Below are 17,336 nucleotides of genomic sequence, written 5' to 3'. Positions count from 1 at the left end.
AGCACTCTTAGAACAGGAAGTGGTCGCTGCTCAGATCATTGAGCTGCACATCTTCCAAAGTGATATTGTGGCTGCCCAGCGAGATCACCACATCAGCCCCGCTCTGCTTGGCGTGATTTGACATCAGATCGGAGAAGCTCTTGATCTCTGTGACCTCAGAGAAGTCCAGCACATCCGCATCACCATCCACGTCAAAGTCGGTCACCACATCGTTGCCAAAGCCGTTGTGGAAGACAAACACATCCACGCCCATGCCACCTGTCATGCGGTCATTGCCCGCATCGCCGCGCAGGGTGTCATCACCACCACCACCAATCAGCGTATCGTTGCCTGCCGCACCACGGATATAGTTGTCACCCGCATCACCGGTCAGATGGTCGGAAGCCTCTTGCGATCCCACAAGCCCTTCGATGCTGACATAGGTGTCAGAACTGGAGTTTTCGCCGGTCTGCAGGTTGGCAGTCACGCCGGTCGCATGGCCCCAATAGCTGGCGGTGTCAAAACCTTCGCCGCCGTCAAACACATCGTTGCCGTCATCATCGCGCAGATAGTCATCCCCTGCACCACCTTCCAGCAGGTCATTGCCCTCGCCGCCATAAAGCCGGTCTGTGCCTTCTCCACCGATCAGCGTGTCATGCCCGTCATAGCCATGCAGCGAGTCATTGCCGCCAGCCCCGTCCAGACGGTTTGCCACCTCATTGCCGTAGAAACGGTCGTCTGCAATATTGGACCCAAGCAGGTGCTCGATGCTGTCATAGGTGTCACCACTGGTGTTCTTGCCGGTGGTCAGGCTCGCCGCCACACCGTATTTGTGCCCCCAGTAAGACACAGTGTCCTGTCCGGCACCGCCTTCAAAGACATCCCGGCCGTTTTCATCACGCAGATAGTCATCGCCATCACCACCTCTCAGCGTGTCGTCCCCGGCGCGCCCATAGAGGCGGTCATCCCCGAAAGCACCATAGAGCAGATTGTCACCACGGCTGCCCACCAGCGTGTCATTGGCTTCATTGGACCCGTAGAGATTTTCGATGCTGTCATAAGTGTCCGAGCTGTTGTTCTTGCCGGTGTGCAGATCAACATAAACGCCGTAGTGGTGCCCCCAATAGGAGGCCGTGTCATTGCCAGCGCCACCGACAAACTCATCCCTGCCGTTTTCATCGCGCAGATAGTCATCGCCATCCCCGCCGATCAGCCGGTCATCGCCGCTGCCGCCATAAAGCCGGTCCTCACCGTCGCGCCCTTCCAAACGGTCGTCGTTGCGCCCCCCAATAACGGTGTCATCGCCGGTGCCGCCCACCAGGAAATCATCCCCGTCGCGCCCGTTGATATAGTCGTCCCCGCCGCTGCCATCAAAGCCATCTTCGCCGTCGCCGCCTTCGAGAACTTCTGCGGAATTGGTGCCGAAGATGACATCTTCATGCACGATGGTGATTTCAATCACCTCATAGGGATTGAGCGTCGCCGTCAGATTGGAAACATCGCTACCAAGCGCCTGCTGCGAGACATCGGTGATCGTGCCCGTGATATCGGTTTCCGTCGCGAAATAGAAATCATTCAGGCTGGTTGCACGCGACACACCGGGGCGCAACAGAATGTCCTGTGGCTGCGGCAGGTAGGTTTTGGTCGCTCCGCCAACAGTTTTGATCAAACTGTCATCCCAGGCATCTCCCAGAACATCACGCAGCGCATTCAGCTCAGCCTGATCAATGGTCCGCCGCGGGTTACGCGAGGCCAGATCGCCATATTCATCATAGGCCGCATTGTCGCTCAAACCGTCAGAGGTTGCCGCGTCAAACCCGATCAGCCGCCCGCTCCAGCTTTCAGCCATACCTGCAAGATCGGACAAATCGAGCGTAAAGTCCTGGCCAAAATTTTCGCTGTGGGAGGTCACATAGACAACCGTCCGGTAGCCGTTGGTAAAGGCATTCACCTCCAGCTGCGTCGGATCAAAGCCCCCTAGGCTGACCGCATACATCGCGCCGTTCTCCGGGTGCAGGCTCTCGGTCATCAGTTTCAGCGCGACACCCGCGGGGGTCAGTTCAACCGGACCAGCATCATTGTTGCCACCCGCAATCGCGGACGCGGTATTGTGGCGGATGGTCCAGAAATCCGCCCCATCCACGCCCAGCTCTACCATGCTGTGGAATTGCTCCACAATCGCGCCAGCCGCGCGCAGGCCGAGATAGGACCAATGGCCGATTTCGACATTCCATTCCGTAAGTTGCAGATCGAGGTCCTTAGGGATCAGCCCCTCCCAGGTTGCCAGACGCAGATCAAGGTTCTTCAGCTCCGAACGGCTGGCGGCCGGGCTGAGGTCATAGCCGTCCACCTCATCGTCAAAATAGTAATGCGCAATCACCCCGTCGACAGCGCCAGAGGCACTGTCTGTCTGGAAGCCGTTGGTGATATCGCGGTCGGCATCCAACTGCTCGATGAGCTCGAGGTTGCCCTTCACGATGCGTTTTTCAAAGCCGCTCAGGCTGCGATAATAGTCTTCGCCAGATTGCGCGTCAGACCAATCCGCCGGTCGCACGTCGCGGTCCCAATGCTGCATGGCCGCAATCGCATCTTCATCCGAAATGCTCCCAAAGCTGCCGCCTTTATAGTTAGAGCCATCCCCGACCACATTGGAGCTCTGCACCCAGATATCGGGCTGATAGCCATTGATCGAAGCCCCGCTCAGGCCGCGCGCAATGTCATGGGCGTATTCGCCGTATTCGCGCTCATCAATGTGCTGCCAGAACTCATTGCCGATTTCATAGCCGACAATCAGCTCCGCCTTATCGCCCATATACTGCAGCATCAGGTTGGCCCAATCGCGCACATCCTGCTGATTGGCGTTCTCAGGTGACAGCGCAGGCACCACCAAAGTGGTCCGGTTGCCGGTCTCCATCACCCAGTCGAGATAATTCCGCAGATCCTCGCGCAGCTGGTCCGTGCCGCTTTCAGAGCGGTCCAGCTCAATGATGTTCTCGCTCGCAGCGCGGCCACCGGGATAGCGCAGCCTTGTGGAGCCCAGAACGTCAATGGCATCAGAAAACTCGTCTGTGGGGACGCCATTGACCTCATTGGTTGTGCCAAGGAGGTTGGCTCCAAACATTTCCGCGCGCACTTCGACTGGCGCACTACTGCGATCCACAGTAATGGTGATAGGCATCAAACTGTCCTCAGACTGAGTATTAGTGCGCGGCGCGTCCTGCGACCTGCTGTGCGGCCATACGTCCGCCTAAAGGCATAGCGTCCTGGCTATGCGGCTTGCTCTTGGCAAAGCTGTACTGCTTGAGAAACATGACTGTGTCCCCACGATAAGGCCTTCCCAGGCCGTTACAAATCCCACCTCTATTGGTAGGACTTTCCGCTTAACGAAGCCAAAACATTGAATTTTCAAGTTCTCTCAAATTTGCAGAGAACTAAAAACTTGGGAGATTTTCGACGTAAGTCACTGTAAATAATATGATTTTCAAAGTGCAACAATCCGCCAGACAATTGCATCCTATTGTCAAAATTTTAAGAAGATGCTGATCGCCCAATTCTTGCCACATTCTAAACACGCGAGCGACTCACTGCCTCAACCTGGCTGACACAATCGATCCGACTGCCACAAAAACACCCCATTAGGGCGAGTCGCAGATTCGGTTCACGAGAGTTTTTTGTAGGAGAAATGGCGCACCTAGGAGGAGAAAGTTCGAACTCTCTCTTCGAGGCTCTAGAAGAGTGGGAGCGCCATCTGCAAGCTATTGAGAACTCTCTTAACACCGTAACTCAGGACAATGATCCGAGGTGCGGCGATGAACAGTCCTCGGAATAATTTCAATGACATAGCGTCTACTAAGCCCAAAAAGAAGCGTGAAGCGCCGTTCTCGCTGCGTTTGAGCTTTGAAGAGCGTGCTGCGCTGCAAAAGATGGCCAAGGGCAAACCGATTGGCGGATTGATCAAGGCGATCCTGCGCGAGGCGATTGCGAAGGACAAAGGTGTTCCGGCTGCTCCGGCGGTGGACACTGAAAGCCTAGGCCGTGTCTTAGGGCAGCTAGGCAAGTCGCGCCTGTCTCAGAACATGAACCAGCTCGCACGGGCGACAAATATGGGCGCCCTGCCTGTCACGCCTGAGACGGAAGACGAGATCAAGCAGGCTTGCGCCGATATCGCGGCTATGCGCGCAGAGCTGATGCGTGCCCTCCAGATTGGAGGCAGCTCATGATCTTAAAGGCCAAAGAACGTGGTAACGCTCCCCAGCTCGCAAAATACCTGCTTTCGATGGAAGGCAATGAACATGTCGAGCTGCACGATTTACGCGGCTTCGTCAGCGATGATCTGGAATCGGCCTTTGAAGAGGCGGAAGCCCTATCCAAAGGCACCAAATGCGAGAAGCATCTCTTCTCCATGAGCTTGAACCCGCCGCAAGATCAACAAGTGGATCGGCATATCTTCGAACAAGCGATTGATAAGATCGAGCGCAAGTTGGAGCTGACCGAACATCAACGCGCCATTGTCTTTCATGAAAAAGAAGGCCGTCGGCATGCGCATGCTGTCTGGAGCCGCATCGATTCCGAAGAGATGCGCGCGAAGAACATGTCCTTCTACAAGCAAAAGCTGATGGACGTGTCCCGCGATCTGTACCTGGAGAATGGATGGGACATGCCCGCTGGGCTACTGGACCGCTCCATGCGCAATCCGCTCAACTATAGCCATGCTGAATGGCAACAAGCCAAACGTGCCAAACAAGACCCGAGGCTGCTCAAAGCCGCAATTCAGGAATGCTGGCGCACATCCGACAATGCCGAAACGCTCAAAGCGGCGCTGGAAGAGAAAGGCTTCTTCCTGGCCAAAGGTGACAGGCGGGCAGCCGTGGCCGTCGATGTAAAAGGAGAGGTCTACTCACTCTCCCGCTGGTCGGGCGTGAAGACAAAGGATGTGCGCGAGCGTCTTGGAAAGGATATCGAGCTTCCGAGCGTCGATGACACCAAAGCGCAAATCGCTTCTCGCATGACTGATAAGCTCAAGGCTTACGTGGAAGAAGTTGATGCTGCGCATAGGCGGGTCTCTCCTGCCGTCGAGCTGAAAAAGCAGGAAATGATTGCTGCGCATCAGCGCCAACGCGAGGAGAACAACCGCCGCATTTTGCAGCGCGAACAACGCGAGATGGCCGAGCGCGCGGCCAAGCTGCCCAAAGGCTTCAGCGCTCTCTGGAGTCGCCTGACGGGCAAGCTATCGGACATCAAACGAGAGAACGAATTTGCTGCGCTTCGCTCATGGCAGCGTGACCGCGCCGAGAAGGATTCGCTTGTTCAAAAGCAGCTTGATCAACGCCAAAGACTCCAGTCTGCACTCAACAAGATGCGCGAGGATCGTGCGAAGGAAGTGGCTGAAATCAAGCGGGAAATTGCTGCATACATCTCGATGAAGCGCGGCGATGTACCAAGCCTTGATGCGGCCTACCAAGCCAAAGAGACAGCCAAAAACAAAGACCAACAACACAAGCGCGATGACACCCAGCGAGAACGCGTTCGCAATGAACGTACCCGCGAACGTGGTCGTGATCGCGGCTATGGAGCTGAGTTTTAACGAGCAAAAAGAAAGGAGGTCGCCAATGACTGAACATATGCGACATACATTGATGCTCAATCTGGATGCGGCGCACGCCGCACAATTGTACGATCTAACCAAGCACTTCCGGCTCAAAGCCGAGGACACGGTGCGGCTGGCCATTCGGCTGGCGCATGCACGCATCGGCAAGCCAGATGTCCTTGTTCCGAAGTTCAAACCGAGCGCAAAGCGCGAGGAAAATTTTGACAATGAATAAGATCAAATCCCAGAACACTTAACACCGCTCCATCGCTGGGGCGGTGTTCTCTTTTTCAAGTATTTATGCTTCTAGGCAGCTTGCTTCCGTTCCTTGGTCGCCATGTATCGCTCTACGCCCGAAAGGCGCTTGCGGGCATGGGTGCAGTATTTGTCTTCGAGTTCAATTCCGAGATAGTTCCTGCCTGCCAACGCTGCCGCTACGCATGTGCTACCTGACCCTGCGAATGGGTCACACACCAGTTCACCCGGTTTTGAAAAGGACCAGATCAACGGCGTAAGTGATTGAACCGCTTTTTCTGTTGGGTGAGCGCGGTTCCCTGTCGCCGTCCACGGCAACACGTCTGCAATGGGATTCTTCGGTCTTGATGGTCTTCCCTTCGCCAATACATAGGCTTGCTCATGGTGGTATTTCACCACGCCTGTTCGAGAAGCATAGTTCTTCGTCCAGACCAGATGCCCCACAACCCGAAACCCTGCATCTTTCCAGGCCTTCAAGAACAGGTCCGCCTTGTTCCAACCGTAGAATGAAATGCAGTAGCTATCCTGCTTCAATGCCCGAAACGCTTGTTCAAAGACTGGCAACACAAAGCGTAAGTCGTCGTCGTTTTTTACCTTACGGCCTGTCCGGTCACGATAGTTCACGCCGTAAGGCGGGTCTGTCACGATTAGATCAATGCTGCCCTCTGATATGGTTTTTAGTGTTTTTACGGACTCTCCGCAGATGATTTCATTTTGAAAACTCATGTCTTTTCCTCCTGTTATGGTTTGCGCATGCAAACCAGCTGACCCACTGGCGAAGTGAGGGGGAGCAAGGTGCCAGAGCGCTCGAAGAGCGGGACCAGAAGCACGCGGAGCTGCAATGTAATGAAGCGAGCATGGCGAGGACCCACCCCTTGCGCCGCGCGGGGGCAAAGCCCCAAAGCCTTCTAAATCAAAACTCTTGTAGCCGTCCGGCTACTCAACGGTTCAATCCAACCGCTCTAGCGACTATATGCAGACCATGGCTGAACAAACGCACAGATACCCATGCCCGTGCTGCGGATTTCCGTCGCTGCCAACTCTTATTGCCGCGACGTGTTCGATTTGCTGGTGGGAAGCCGATGGCCAAGACCTTCCCGACGATGAAGTACGCGGAAGCCCAAACTCTGGGTATTCGTTGCGCCAAGCGCAGGCAAACTTCCAGAAACAAGGCCACATGTACGATGCCGGAAAAGCCACCAAGTATCTGACCGAAGGCAGCGAAGGTCGCGACCGCCTCCTCGCCTATGTGAACGCCATACAGCACGGCCAGACTAACCTCGACCAAGCCAAGCTCGACCGTCTGATTGCTGAAGAACGCGAGTATTGGCCGTGGCGGAAGCAAGTGCCTGACCTTGAAGAACAAGAAACCATGCTGCGCGCCTTGCTGGCCTAAAGCCGCTTTACATCACCAAGACAAGTATCACCGATCATCCATGACCTAGCGGTGTCCGCCGTCCATGCGGATGCCTTCTAACCCCAATAATTATGTGGGTGTCCGGGGCCGAAAGGCTCCGATGGTCGGGGCCTCCTTACCTCAAGGAGGATACAATGAAACTTATCACACGACATGAAGCGGCTAGGCTCAGTCTCGAAGAGCTGCATGGTCTACTGCGTCAGGCGTTCAACGCACTTGCCTCCGCCCCGCGCGGCTCTCAGCAACGCCGCGATGCACTGGCGTCACTCGAAGCAATCGAGCACGAGCTGGCGTGTCGCACTCCAAGCTTCTAAATTACCCACGACCAGCCGCAAAGCTGGTCGTTCTTCATTCCTCTAGATTTGCTATATGCCTTTCTCTTGAGCATTTAGACGCTCGAAAAGTTGATGGACACGTTCGCGGAATTCGCAATCGGCAGCGCCAAATGTATCTAGAAAATCAATGATCTTATCAGCCTGTTCTTTCGAATTGCGCGGTAGCTGGTAGACTTCTTTAAGCTGCTCGCAATCGAAATAGTCTTGGAGGTAATCGTGAATGCTAGGGATACGTTCCCATTGTAACCAGTTGCCGATCAGCGCATCCCACATCATACGGCTTGATCGCTGATCCACGGAAAGGATGCAACGGTCATAGTCACGAAGTTTTTCAGGTGCTGCTACTATCAGTTGTCCTTCCATCCATTTATGGAATCTCTCAAAACGTTTCTGATAGTCCTCAAACAAAAAACGCAGATTTATCCTATCGGGACTACCACTCACGAAATCCCTTAGGGGCTTGCCTTTTTTGCCGCCAAACCGTTCTGGATGAAGATCGATTGCATGCTCAAGATCGGATTTGTACACCTCAAAGGCACCTGTGCTGACACCAGTGCGAAAATCGCGTTGCTCGCTCCAGCTGGCCTTAAACATATGGAGATGATGCAAAAGCACTCTCATACCGATAATTAGATCATGCAAGCCATCGTCACCAAATGCCTGGCCAAGCTGAACTCTAAACTGCTTGAACTCGAAACGCTTTTGAAGCCGCCTAGAATGGTCGACAACTGAAGCTGCTGCACTGGCGGTTGCGTAAAGCTCTTTTTGAATTCGCAGTTCAAGGGTTTCCAATTTATTGCGGTTTTTGAGTTTCGTGATCTCTGCTTTGCCTGTGCTGATGAGGTTCTCGAAACTTATCAGTAGTGCGAACAGATCATCGAATGCCAAACGCATTATAGACAGGCTTGCCAAGTAGTGACTGCGGCGTTCGGACAAAATAAATCCAGGATGTTCTCTAAGGACTTCCTTAGCAGTGGCCGGGAATAAGCCCAACACTTTGGCTAGTAAGTCGTCGGGCAATGGGAGTGCTGCAGTTCCAATTTCCGACGCAACCTCATCCTTTTCACGAGCTTTACGTTCCTCGTTTATGCGCAAGAGCTGGAAAAATACCTCTGGCGCAGTCTGTGGCAATTGCGGTTCAGTCATAGCAGGATGCTACCACATTGATCAGATTGCACAAATTCCTCATATTTTTGGGGGCCACTTTTTGCGGCAACTTCATCTCTATCCTCGACTTTGATCACGGACTGAAGTCCGTGCGCTAGCAAGGTCCTAAACCAAAAGAGACAGTATAAGCCGCTCGCAGTAGGTCTGAGGCCACGCATGAAATGGATGCTGCATGTCCGAGACCTCTCGCGTCAGTATTACGCCGAAAAAGACTATTGAACGCTCTGTTTTCGCCAGGATTCAACAGCTTTTTCCGTGTCAGAGACAGGATCGTCTTCACTCCATCGATCCCAGAATTGAACGGTCGCACTGTCAGGCTTGTACTTTGGTTCGGCCACACGCACACGCGTTGGAAGCAAACTGGCATCGCCTACAACCAGTGCTTCACCGACGTCCAATACAGGTAGCAAGTCACCAAAACCGCCGAGACTATCGGGTAACAATCGCCTGATGACAGCCTGATCTTCGCCATTGGTAAGACGCATCGCGACAACGTTGTTGCACTGGCTAAGTACTGTGCGATTAACCTCAGAAGGACGCTGGCTAATTACGACTAGCCCCACGCCATATTTTCGACCTTCTTTCGCAATTCTTTCAAAAATTCCAACAGAAATATCGTCTACGGATTCACTGCTGGGCCGCTCTGGAATATAAAGATGAGCTTCGTCACAAAAGAGCGCGACGGGGTGCCTTTTTTCGATATCTGTCCACTGCATCACTGTGAATATCAACTTTGCCAGTAGGCTCACCATTAGCGGCAGGATGTCGGATGGAACCTCTGAGAAATCGACGATCTTAATTCCGCCATTTCCGTCCTCTTGAGAACCTCGCCCACCAATGAGGTTGTGCGCAACATGCACAAGCCAATCCATTTCCATGCATTCGGCGTGAGGCTGGAACAAGAAACCAAGACGACGATCAAGGCGCTTGGAAGCGAACCGAGCTATCAGTCGGCTCAGCTTGCCGTTAAAGTCACCCGCTTTAGTGGTTCCAGCTTTGGCCCCCTCAACGCGTTCCTTGTCTAACCTTTCCAACTCGTCGACCACAGAATTGATGTCGAACGGCACAGGGCTGTCGACCGTAAAATTCTCAAGAATGTCTGTGTGTCCGCCACCTTCGAGATAGGCACGTTTAGCATCCGTGATACAGCGCGCCATAACCATCGCTTGATTGGGTGCATTTTGATCAGATCGTTCAACAAATAAGGACACCATCGGCTCGTACCCAAGGAGCCAGTATGGCAGGTATAAAACACCGTCACTCAGAGCGTCGCCCCCATCCAAATCTCCAGGTCCGGCTATTCTGAAATGCCTGAATTCCTCTCCAACCAACGTCTTGTATTCACCGTGTATATCGAACAGGATTGCATTGGCTTGCTTCAGAGCTGCGACTTGGTCTAACAATCGCGCCGTCGTCCAGGATTTTCCCGAACCTGTACTTCCGACAACAATCGCATGTCGCTGAAACAACCGGTTACCGTTGAGGTAGGCTGTGGCGTCTTCGTCGAGCGTGTATTTGCCGATCTCCAGTTGAGGACCGTCGCCGATGACGTTCGAGATCACCTGCATGAAGTTTGTTAGGCGCTCCCCTTCCAAAGCGAAGCAGTTGGCATCAATTTCGGGCACAGTTTCTAAGGTTCGGCGGAAGACGTTCTTTGCGGTGCCGATATGGTCAATGAGCGTGCCAATTAAAGAGATGCGAACGAGATTGTTTTCTGGGAGCTCAATGACTTCGGCGTCTTCTGGCTCTGCCTCAACGGTGCCGTCCGGAGCTTTTCTTGTTATGCGAGAAACTACCCCGACGAGATGCTGCCCCGCCTTACTGCTTTGAAGTGCGACAAGGCGATTGACTTGAATACGTTTAAGACGCTCCAACTCATCGACACGGACAACGACAACTGCGCTGTCAACAGCGATAATTCTGCCAAGAGCTTCATTGTCTTTGTAATCGAATATAGTCATCTAAATCCTCACAACACGAGTTTGTTAAACTGGTCAAAGGACCAAAGACTGTGCCCTGGTATTGTAATTCCCTTAGGGAAATCCGGTGAATATGCACACGTTCCTTCGTCATGGTGTTCCATGGCCAAATACGCTCTGCCCGCACTGTTCTGGAGGAACTGCTTGGCTTCGTCAGTGAGCGTTCTTGCGAGGATCACGATGGGTACGTTTTTCTGGCGGCAACGTTCGACCAACTTGGGTTGGATATGCGCATCCCGAAAACCATAGCCTACACATAGAAAAGCCGAGGCAGCGCTGAGTGCCGTGTCTGCGCCTTGAAGCGCAGACCTAAAGGGTTCGTCGTGGGTGCGTTCATACTTGCTAACACCGGGAGTGACTATGAGTGGTCGAAGGCCGTCAGGTATGCTGCCTGAAAGAGGAAGGGACAACACAGCCCCATGCTGGTCTTCAAACCAGTCCAAAGACCCATGAACTTTCCAGATGCGAACTGTCCTTGCTGGATAGTTGCCTCGCCGGATCAAAATTGTGTCTGCGCCTTCTCTGCGACGGATCAAACCAGGGACAAAGCCGTTAATGTGAACGACATCAGCTACATCGCTGGCGTACTCGGCGACCCGGTCATAGTTTGGCGTAACGATATGCACGGTGCTGGCCGTGCTCTTGAACAACCCTTGGATCATATCCGATAGCGGGAATGCCTCTGCTGCGGTGGTGGCACGTTGTAATACAGCGAGATCATCAAGCGCTATCGCCGTCCATGTTTGGTGTACTATTTTTTTCACCAAAGAAGCTGGGGCAGCCGTTCCTAGGAGTGCTTCTTCGAGCCCGTCGCCGTTCGCAAGTGCAGTTCGGATTAAGGTCCACGCGTCGATTTCTTCGTCTCCAACTGGATCGACGTGTTCAATCAAATGCTTTGCAAGCGGCCCCATCCCTCGAATTTGATGGGGAATTGACGCGCCGCTGCCGAGCACAATAGCGGGAACGTTCTGGATGCAATTCTGGGCGATCTTTGCGACTACCTCTATCGGCTCGTCAGTCATAAGATATAGTCCGATTCATCACACCCGAGATCGACGTCTTTGGCTTTCGCCAGTTCTAATAGATCGGTTAAACGTGACACGCTCTGCCTCTCGACTTGTTTTCCGCTCGTTTTAACCAATCGTAGCAGGCACATACAGCGTGTTCATCTCTAAATTTTCGGAATGTGCTTCTATCCACAGGAGAGGGTCGCAATATCGTGGGTAGATGTCGGTGGTCGAGCAACCTACAGTTCGTGTTTGGTTCGGTGTTGGTGGAGAGGCACGTCTCCAAGTCCAAAGAGTGGGTTGTCAGGGGGCGCGATAGCACCTTGGCTCGATGGGAAGGTTCCAAGGTAAGGGCAGCTACGAAGTGCTTCCTTCCTGGTCTCGATGAAATCGTCTCCATGAAGTGGCGCGCATCCAAACCGCGAAGGGTTGGTCTCCATGACATGGTGGTGATTGAACGGCCACACGTTCTACTGGCTACGGCAAGGGTTCAATGCCCTGATCGGAGCCATAGGCCGGGGGGATGCAACGGGGGCGCGCAAGGACGTTAGTTCTGGAGCGGGCCCCCTTGCCAAGATGTGAGTGGTACTACCACGCACACATCTTGCGTACGATCGATTCAGTTCAGTTTTTGGCCCCTTCAAAGCACATCTCGCACATCAGGCTTTGGACCATCCAGAGCACATATCGCGCGTTACGCGCAGACCAAATTGACATTACTTTTATTGCTAGGCTGAACAAATAGGTACACTCTATTGACCTTTTGTCAAATTCATGTAATAGTAAAATCGAAAATGCTGGAGTCACTTATGAAATTGTTTAAATTTGGTGCGAAACCCACAAAAAGTGAGGTGACTATGCCTATGCAGAACCAAAAGATGAACTTTGATTGGGATGATCTTGATGCTGTGTCTGTTCCTGCTGGAACGAGTAAGTCAGTTGCTGCTAATGGAATAGCTAAAGCCCTTCAGAAACTTGACGAGCCGACCTAGGCTCAAGTTGCTGTCTTTTTGTTTTATTGGATACTTTCTTTGATTGCGAAATCGACCATTATTTCCGTATTCAACGAACACGAGGAGGTTAGTAAATCTGACATCGATTCGATAATGCACGATGTGATAGAAGCGATGGATAGTGAAACTGATAATGATCCTCTAGCTCGAAATTCGCTGTTAAAATTTCAGTCCATTTGGCGACTTATAAAGAGGTCGGAAGGAAAGATAGAGTATCAAAATTTTCGAAAAGCTTCGGATGTTGAATGCGAAAGGTCAGGAATACCGACCGAGTTCATTAACATGAAGGAGGTTTCTGCCTTCCACTTCATTGAAACACTTGGTTTGAGAGCTACCTTCATGCTAAATTTATCAAAACGAACCGGGACGCTTATTGCTATTCGGCACGTCGATTTGAATGCTCGTAGAGCGGATGGCTGCCTAGACTTTGCCGCAAGAAGAATGAACTTACTCAAGGACTAAATATTGTTGCAAGAATTATTTTGGGATGCAATTGGACATCGACTTGGTGCTATTTACATTTTCTTGTTGGCCTGCCTGGTTTTTTGCATCTACAAAATTTTAGAGCATTTCATGTTTCTTCGACATGTCTCAAGTATTGGCTTTCCCCCCGCAGACGGTGAGGCAATCCGTTTCCCAGTTCGTTCGATAAAGAGACACTTGGCTTATCGGATGATCGGATCGACTTGGTTTGTCGATAGATACAATATTGGTCTGTTGGTATTCTCCTCTGCGTTGCTAGTTCTTGGGGTTTTGCGATCTGTAGAAACTGGACAACCTTCGGAGTTTCCACGGGCAGGAGCAATAGTAGTAATCGCTGGGCTCCTATCGACAATGAATGCCGCGCGCGAAGTTCGTACGATTCGTGCTAGATGGGAGCAGGTTGGCAATAATACTACCAGAGACAACCTCAAGAAATCGGTCCAGAATATTCTTGGTTTGCCAATGGAATTTGCGGAAAGGAAAGCAGCAAAATTTAGCCTGGCGCTGACACTCATTGGCACAGTCGTCTGGGCATATGGCGATCAATTCCTCGGCTGCACCTTTACAAATACGTTCTCAGACTCATGCGACCTAAACCCTTGAAACATAGATTGGCTGCTATCAAGAGTTTTTAATCAAAAACTGAGCGTTCGTGTATTGTTGAGATGTCGAGAAAGAGTGCTCCGGTCCACCTCCAATAGCCGTGCGGCACCGGAGATCGTCAAGCCTTCTTGTTGGATCGTGCGGTGAGCTTCCAAAACGACACCGATATCAATCGCAGGTGGCCTACCAAGCTTTGCCCCTCGCTTTCGAGCGGCATCGAGCCCTGCCCGCGTGTTCTCTGCGATAATGTCGCGTTGGAACTCGGCGAAAGCGCTGAACAGGTGGAAGACGAGTTTACCTCCAGGTGTCGTGGTGTTGATGCCTTCGCTGATGGAGCAAAAGTGGATACCCTCGTTTTGAAATCGTACCAGCAGGTCTGCAAGATGCAGAACTGAACGGCCCAAGCGGTCGAGCTTGAATACGACCACAGTATCGCCTTCGTGCAATTCTGCCAGCATGGCGTCCAGGCCACTTCGGCTGGCTTTCGCGCCGGAAACGCCGTGGTCTTTATAGATAAGATCGCAATTCACACCGTTTAGCGCATCAAGCTGCATTCGCAGCCTTTGGTCCTTGGTGGAAACGCGCGCGTACCCGATAAGTCGCCCTGTCGTTGCTATGTGTGGCCAGATGCTCATGCGACCTCCTGATCAAAAACGAACCTTTCTGAACAGGCGGCGCTAAGCGCGATTGAATGTGGATGCAATCGGTGAAAGCCTCGGTTTCCATACGTTCTGGAATATACTGTTTTCATATGCCTCTTTAAAGTATAGGTGTTCAAAATCCTTCGTATATGATCACCCGCAAAACACTGATTTCAAATATTTTTATTGGTCTTCTTGCATTTCTTCCACAGCCTTCCCTGGCGGACGGCTTCACAAGTGCCGACGTGTTGGAGTGGAGCGAAAAGCAGCAGGACGGATATTTTCAATCCTCTGTAACGATGATCGGGATTGTTGCGACGCAAGTTGAAGGAAAAGAGCATATAGCCAGATGTATCGACGCTTGGCATGGAGGCGGCAACGACAGCCAGTCTGCTCGGTCTGCTCAGATTCGTGAAGTAATGAAGGGACTGTCAAACTACCACCCACAGGCGGTCATTCTGGCAGTTGTTGAAAAAGAATGCGGAGACTTCTAAAGCTCTGGAACGGCTATTGTAGATGAAGTTTCAACGTTAGGTCTTTCTGTTTCAGGGGCTATGTGATCTCGCTCTAGCTCAGCAGCAAAACTGCTTTCCACGTCGTCTACAATGTCTTCAGCACGTTTTTGCGTGTCGTGCAGTTCATCGGGAGATTTAACATCGTTTGCGTTGCCAAGAGCGATTTGCAAATCACCTATTTCTGCCTGACCAGAATGGATTTTTGCTTCTATCGCACGCAGACGTGCGAGGCGTTCGATCTGTTCTTGGATATCTTCATAGCTCGGCTCATTCCCCCGCCATACAATGGTTTCGACTAGCTCGTCTGAGGCAAGAGAACCGTCACGTGTGCGCGCATCACCGTTCTTGTCTCTGAATACTTTGGTGCCATCTGGAAGATTGGCAGCTTGATCTAAGGCTTCCATAAGTGCGTTTTTGCCGCTCTCTATTTCCGTGGCGACGCGTTCTAGCAGTCTGTCTAGGCGGCTCTGAGCATCGTTCAAGGCTTGGGCTGTTTCATCATAGAGTGCGGCATAGGCCGGATCGTTCAGAAGCACCAGTTGCAGGCGCGTCAGCGTCTCGGCGTGTTCTTGTCTCGCCTTGCCCGAAGGATCAGCGTTCTTCACGCCGTCAGACAAGAAACGTCCAATCCTGCCTACATCGCGGCCAGCTATCTCGTTCTGTAGGTCGCTAAAGTCCCGCGCTTCTCTTGCAAAACGTTCCGCTAGTCGTGTTTCATTGTATTTGTCTTCAAAAGGCACAATGAAATTATACACTTACGCGCGTTAAGGTTTGGTTAACCGGAGGTTATGTTTGCGCTGCTGACATCTGTATAGAACGCAGAGAATGTCGGTACCGAGCCCTTTGTTATTCATGCTGATATGTGCACTAGTGTCCGAAATGTCAAAGCAGGTTAAAAAGCATGACAGACGGTCCACCTGAGGGGCTTTGTTGGACGGGAATACCTTTAATGGAGAGCTTGTATGATCATTAAGGAAGGAACGGCAGAAGACATCCACAATTGGTTCATAACTGAGAAAACCGACGAGATTGTACTGAGCATCTTTTTGGGAACGTCCAGAGAGGACGTAGAAATGCTTAGTTGGCTGATCGAACAGGCTTCGCACGTTGATGGAATCATAGGTCGAAAAACGGGTTTTCTGCTCTGTGCAGACGGCCTTCGCGCAGCTTCTTCGGTCGGTCAGCCAGGCGGGAGGGAGAACATTATCAATGGCGTATATAAACGACCCCAAGCCGAAACTCTTGTCGCGAGAGAATTTATCTCAGAGTTCAACATGGAGAGGTGGCGGAACGGCGATCAACTGTCAGACAAAGAATACTACAGAGATGCCAGCAAAGCTCTCGCTCAAAGCACGGCACGAATGGTGCCGGACTTCATGGAACTTTACGGAATTTCGCGATCTGAGTTGCCCTGCTTGATAACTTTGGTGAAGGGGGTGCACACCTTCAACGTCACAAAGTGCCCCGCGCAGCCGACCGAAGAACACCTGATTAAGTGGCTAGAAAAAGTGGCCGATTTAATCGAGCGTGTCGAACGAGATTTGTTGCTAAGAGACTTTGAAGCACCCGAGATTTTACAGCGGATCAAGGCGAGCAAGGGGCATGCGGGCGAAGCAGAAGCTAAGCTTAAGAAGATCGAGAAAGCCGCTCATGGTATCGTGACAAAGTATGCCTCGTCAGTTGATAAGGCCTTACCAATATTGTCAGCATTATCGTCAAGTGAGTTGAACGAGGAACAGAAGTCGGTTGTCATGCAAAGCTTTTTGTCGGACTTTCCTGCTGCAAAGTTGGACAATCGCTGGCCAAAGATTTTTAGCCTTCAAAAACGGATTGATAATCTTCGCGAAGAAGAATTTGGTTCGTTAGATAGGCAATCTGCGAAATCTCTCGCTGAAAAACTCAGTGATGAAAAGAACAAGCTAGAAGCCATACATACAGCCATCAGTAGTTTGTCTTTTTCAAATGGCGTCTCAAGGGTGTCGCGTCGTGGCGCAATACCTCGCCGCCCAGAGAACAACTGGGAAACGGTTGACCGCGTCAACACTGCCACAGACTTAATGCTTAAAGCTAACGACGCGATTAAGTTCGTAGCACGGTTCCTTGCAACTGGTAGTTAGCGTGCAAAATTGCCGGCCTTTTCAAATTAAGCAAAGGTACCATGGTCACGCAGACACCCAGTTCGCCACTGGCTCGATTTTGCAATCGCAGCGAATGACCGCAAAGCGGATTGAAGTGGTCCCATCTTTTTGGACAGTTTTGCAGCGTTTCTAAGGTGTATCGGGTTTAGGTTTCATGCTGCTTTTTGCTCTTCCAAGCCGTACCAATATGCCTCGCGCGGCGTCCGCCGATCAAGGG

Annotated in this window: 16 protein-coding genes; 9 read left to right on the top strand and 7 right to left on the bottom strand. The window is 51.9% G+C overall.

Translation table 11 applies throughout. The annotated features are described in order from the left end of the window. Positions 1–7 precede the first annotated feature (7 nt). Positions 8–3,157 carry a calcium-binding protein gene (locus J7412_RS11445; RefSeq protein WP_209078786.1) on the bottom strand — a complete coding sequence of 1,050 codons (3,150 nt, stop codon included), beginning with the start codon at positions 3,155–3,157 and terminating at the stop codon, positions 8–10. 631 nt (positions 3,158–3,788) lie between these two features. On the opposite strand from J7412_RS11445, the gene J7412_RS11440 reads away from it, so the two are divergent. Genes J7412_RS11440 through J7412_RS11430 form a run of 3 tightly spaced genes read left to right on the top strand, consistent with a single transcriptional unit; the run spans position 3,789 to position 5,801 of the window. Beyond that, positions 3,789–4,199: a hypothetical protein gene (locus J7412_RS11440; protein ID WP_209078785.1), complete on the top strand. Its 411-nt coding sequence runs from the start codon at positions 3,789–3,791 to the stop codon at positions 4,197–4,199. After that, the gene (locus J7412_RS11435) at positions 4,196–5,563 is read left to right on the top strand and encodes a relaxase/mobilization nuclease domain-containing protein (RefSeq protein WP_209078784.1); all 1,368 of its coding nucleotides are present in this window, start codon (positions 4,196–4,198) and stop codon (positions 5,561–5,563) included. Before J7412_RS11440 ends, J7412_RS11435 begins: the two co-directional genes overlap by 4 nt. A gap of 25 nt (positions 5,564–5,588) precedes the next feature. Continuing rightward, positions 5,589–5,801: a hypothetical protein gene (locus J7412_RS11430; RefSeq protein WP_209078783.1), complete on the top strand. Its 213-nt coding sequence runs from the start codon at positions 5,589–5,591 to the stop codon at positions 5,799–5,801. Positions 5,802–5,872: 71 nt separating this feature from the next. Here the strand turns inward: J7412_RS11430 and J7412_RS11425 are convergent, their stop codons facing one another. After that, on the bottom strand, positions 5,873–6,547 hold the full coding sequence (locus J7412_RS11425; RefSeq protein ID WP_209078782.1) for a DNA methyltransferase: 675 nt from the start codon (positions 6,545–6,547) through the stop codon (positions 5,873–5,875). A gap of 451 nt (positions 6,548–6,998) precedes the next feature. Here J7412_RS11425 and J7412_RS21865 point away from each other — a divergent pair, with 451 nt between their 5' ends. Next, positions 6,999–7,217, top strand: a complete 219-nt coding sequence (locus J7412_RS21865; protein WP_247743899.1) for a hypothetical protein — start codon at positions 6,999–7,001, stop codon at positions 7,215–7,217. A 155-nt stretch (positions 7,218–7,372) separates the two neighbouring features. Further along, a complete protein-coding gene (locus tag J7412_RS11415; RefSeq protein ID WP_209078780.1) occupies positions 7,373–7,552 on the top strand; it encodes a hypothetical protein in 180 nt (59 codons plus the stop codon). Between the two features lie 51 nt (positions 7,553–7,603). On the opposite strand, the gene J7412_RS11410 is transcribed toward J7412_RS11415, so the two are convergent. From J7412_RS11410 to J7412_RS11400, 3 genes are all read right to left on the bottom strand, one after another. Further along, the gene (locus J7412_RS11410) at positions 7,604–8,719 is read right to left on the bottom strand and encodes a hypothetical protein (protein WP_209078779.1); all 1,116 of its coding nucleotides are present in this window, start codon (positions 8,717–8,719) and stop codon (positions 7,604–7,606) included. Positions 8,720–8,952: 233 nt separating this feature from the next. Next, on the bottom strand, positions 8,953–10,701 hold the full coding sequence (locus J7412_RS11405) for an ATP-binding protein (RefSeq protein WP_209078778.1): 1,749 nt from the start codon (positions 10,699–10,701) through the stop codon (positions 8,953–8,955). Between the two features lie 8 nt (positions 10,702–10,709). Then, positions 10,710–11,741, bottom strand: coding sequence for an SIR2 family protein (locus J7412_RS11400; RefSeq protein ID WP_209078777.1), 1,032 nt, complete (start codon positions 11,739–11,741; stop codon positions 10,710–10,712). Positions 11,742–12,535: 794 nt separating this feature from the next. Between J7412_RS11400 and J7412_RS11395 the strand changes: the two genes are divergently transcribed. Together J7412_RS11395 and J7412_RS11390 are read left to right on the top strand one after the other, a co-directional pair. Further along, positions 12,536–12,718 carry a hypothetical protein gene (locus J7412_RS11395; RefSeq protein WP_209078776.1) on the top strand — a complete coding sequence of 61 codons (183 nt, stop codon included), beginning with the start codon at positions 12,536–12,538 and terminating at the stop codon, positions 12,716–12,718. Between the two features lie 486 nt (positions 12,719–13,204). Then, positions 13,205–13,825 (top strand): hypothetical protein, encoded by a 621-nt coding sequence (locus tag J7412_RS11390; RefSeq protein WP_209078775.1) that lies wholly within the window; start codon positions 13,205–13,207, stop codon positions 13,823–13,825. Between the two features lie 32 nt (positions 13,826–13,857). Here J7412_RS11390 and J7412_RS11385 read toward each other — a convergent pair whose 3' ends face one another. Beyond that, on the bottom strand, positions 13,858–14,460 hold the full coding sequence (locus tag J7412_RS11385; protein ID WP_209078774.1) for a recombinase family protein: 603 nt from the start codon (positions 14,458–14,460) through the stop codon (positions 13,858–13,860). A gap of 155 nt (positions 14,461–14,615) precedes the next feature. Here J7412_RS11385 and J7412_RS11380 point away from each other — a divergent pair, with 155 nt between their 5' ends. Next, entirely contained in the window at positions 14,616–14,960 is a 345-nt protein-coding gene (locus J7412_RS11380; RefSeq protein ID WP_209078773.1) for a hypothetical protein, read from the top strand. Here J7412_RS11380 and J7412_RS11375 read toward each other — a convergent pair. Continuing rightward, a complete protein-coding gene (locus tag J7412_RS11375; RefSeq protein ID WP_209078772.1) occupies positions 14,957–15,736 on the bottom strand; it encodes a hypothetical protein in 780 nt (259 codons plus the stop codon). The two genes, J7412_RS11380 and J7412_RS11375, sit on opposite strands and share 4 nt — an antisense overlap. A gap of 207 nt (positions 15,737–15,943) precedes the next feature. Here J7412_RS11375 and J7412_RS11370 point away from each other — a divergent pair, with 207 nt between their 5' ends. Beyond that, positions 15,944–17,098 carry a hypothetical protein gene (locus tag J7412_RS11370; protein ID WP_209078771.1) on the top strand — a complete coding sequence of 385 codons (1,155 nt, stop codon included), beginning with the start codon at positions 15,944–15,946 and terminating at the stop codon, positions 17,096–17,098. The last annotated feature ends 238 nt before the right edge of the window (positions 17,099–17,336 follow it).

The organism is Shimia sp. R9_3, assembly GCF_017743755.1.
In the GTDB taxonomy this organism is placed as follows: Bacteria; Pseudomonadota; Alphaproteobacteria; order Rhodobacterales; family Rhodobacteraceae; genus Shimia.
Note: the sequence above shows the minus strand (reverse complement) of the source record. Positions and strands in the feature narration are given on the sequence as shown.

Coding starts and splice junctions, on each gene's coding strand:
- J7412_RS11395 (WP_209078776.1), top strand. CDS start 12,536: ATGAAATTGTTTAAATTTGGTGCGAAACCCACAAAAAGTGAGGTGACT.
- J7412_RS11440 (WP_209078785.1), top strand. CDS start 3,789: ATGAACAGTCCTCGGAATAATTTCAATGACATAGCGTCTACTAAGCCC.
- J7412_RS11430 (WP_209078783.1), top strand. CDS start 5,589: ATGACTGAACATATGCGACATACATTGATGCTCAATCTGGATGCGGCG.
- J7412_RS11435 (WP_209078784.1), top strand. CDS start 4,196: ATGATCTTAAAGGCCAAAGAACGTGGTAACGCTCCCCAGCTCGCAAAA.
- J7412_RS11380 (WP_209078773.1), top strand. CDS start 14,616: ATGATCACCCGCAAAACACTGATTTCAAATATTTTTATTGGTCTTCTT.
- J7412_RS11415 (WP_209078780.1), top strand. CDS start 7,373: ATGAAACTTATCACACGACATGAAGCGGCTAGGCTCAGTCTCGAAGAG.
- J7412_RS11385 (WP_209078774.1), bottom strand. CDS start 14,460: ATGAGCATCTGGCCACACATAGCAACGACAGGGCGACTTATCGGGTAC.
- J7412_RS11410 (WP_209078779.1), bottom strand. CDS start 8,719: ATGACTGAACCGCAATTGCCACAGACTGCGCCAGAGGTATTTTTCCAG.
- J7412_RS11445 (WP_209078786.1), bottom strand. CDS start 3,157: ATGCCTATCACCATTACTGTGGATCGCAGTAGTGCGCCAGTCGAAGTG.
- J7412_RS11405 (WP_209078778.1), bottom strand. CDS start 10,701: ATGACTATATTCGATTACAAAGACAATGAAGCTCTTGGCAGAATTATC.
- J7412_RS11370 (WP_209078771.1), top strand. CDS start 15,944: ATGATCATTAAGGAAGGAACGGCAGAAGACATCCACAATTGGTTCATA.
- J7412_RS11400 (WP_209078777.1), bottom strand. CDS start 11,741: ATGACTGACGAGCCGATAGAGGTAGTCGCAAAGATCGCCCAGAATTGC.
- J7412_RS11425 (WP_209078782.1), bottom strand. CDS start 6,547: ATGAGTTTTCAAAATGAAATCATCTGCGGAGAGTCCGTAAAAACACTA.
- J7412_RS21865 (WP_247743899.1), top strand. CDS start 6,999: ATGTACGATGCCGGAAAAGCCACCAAGTATCTGACCGAAGGCAGCGAA.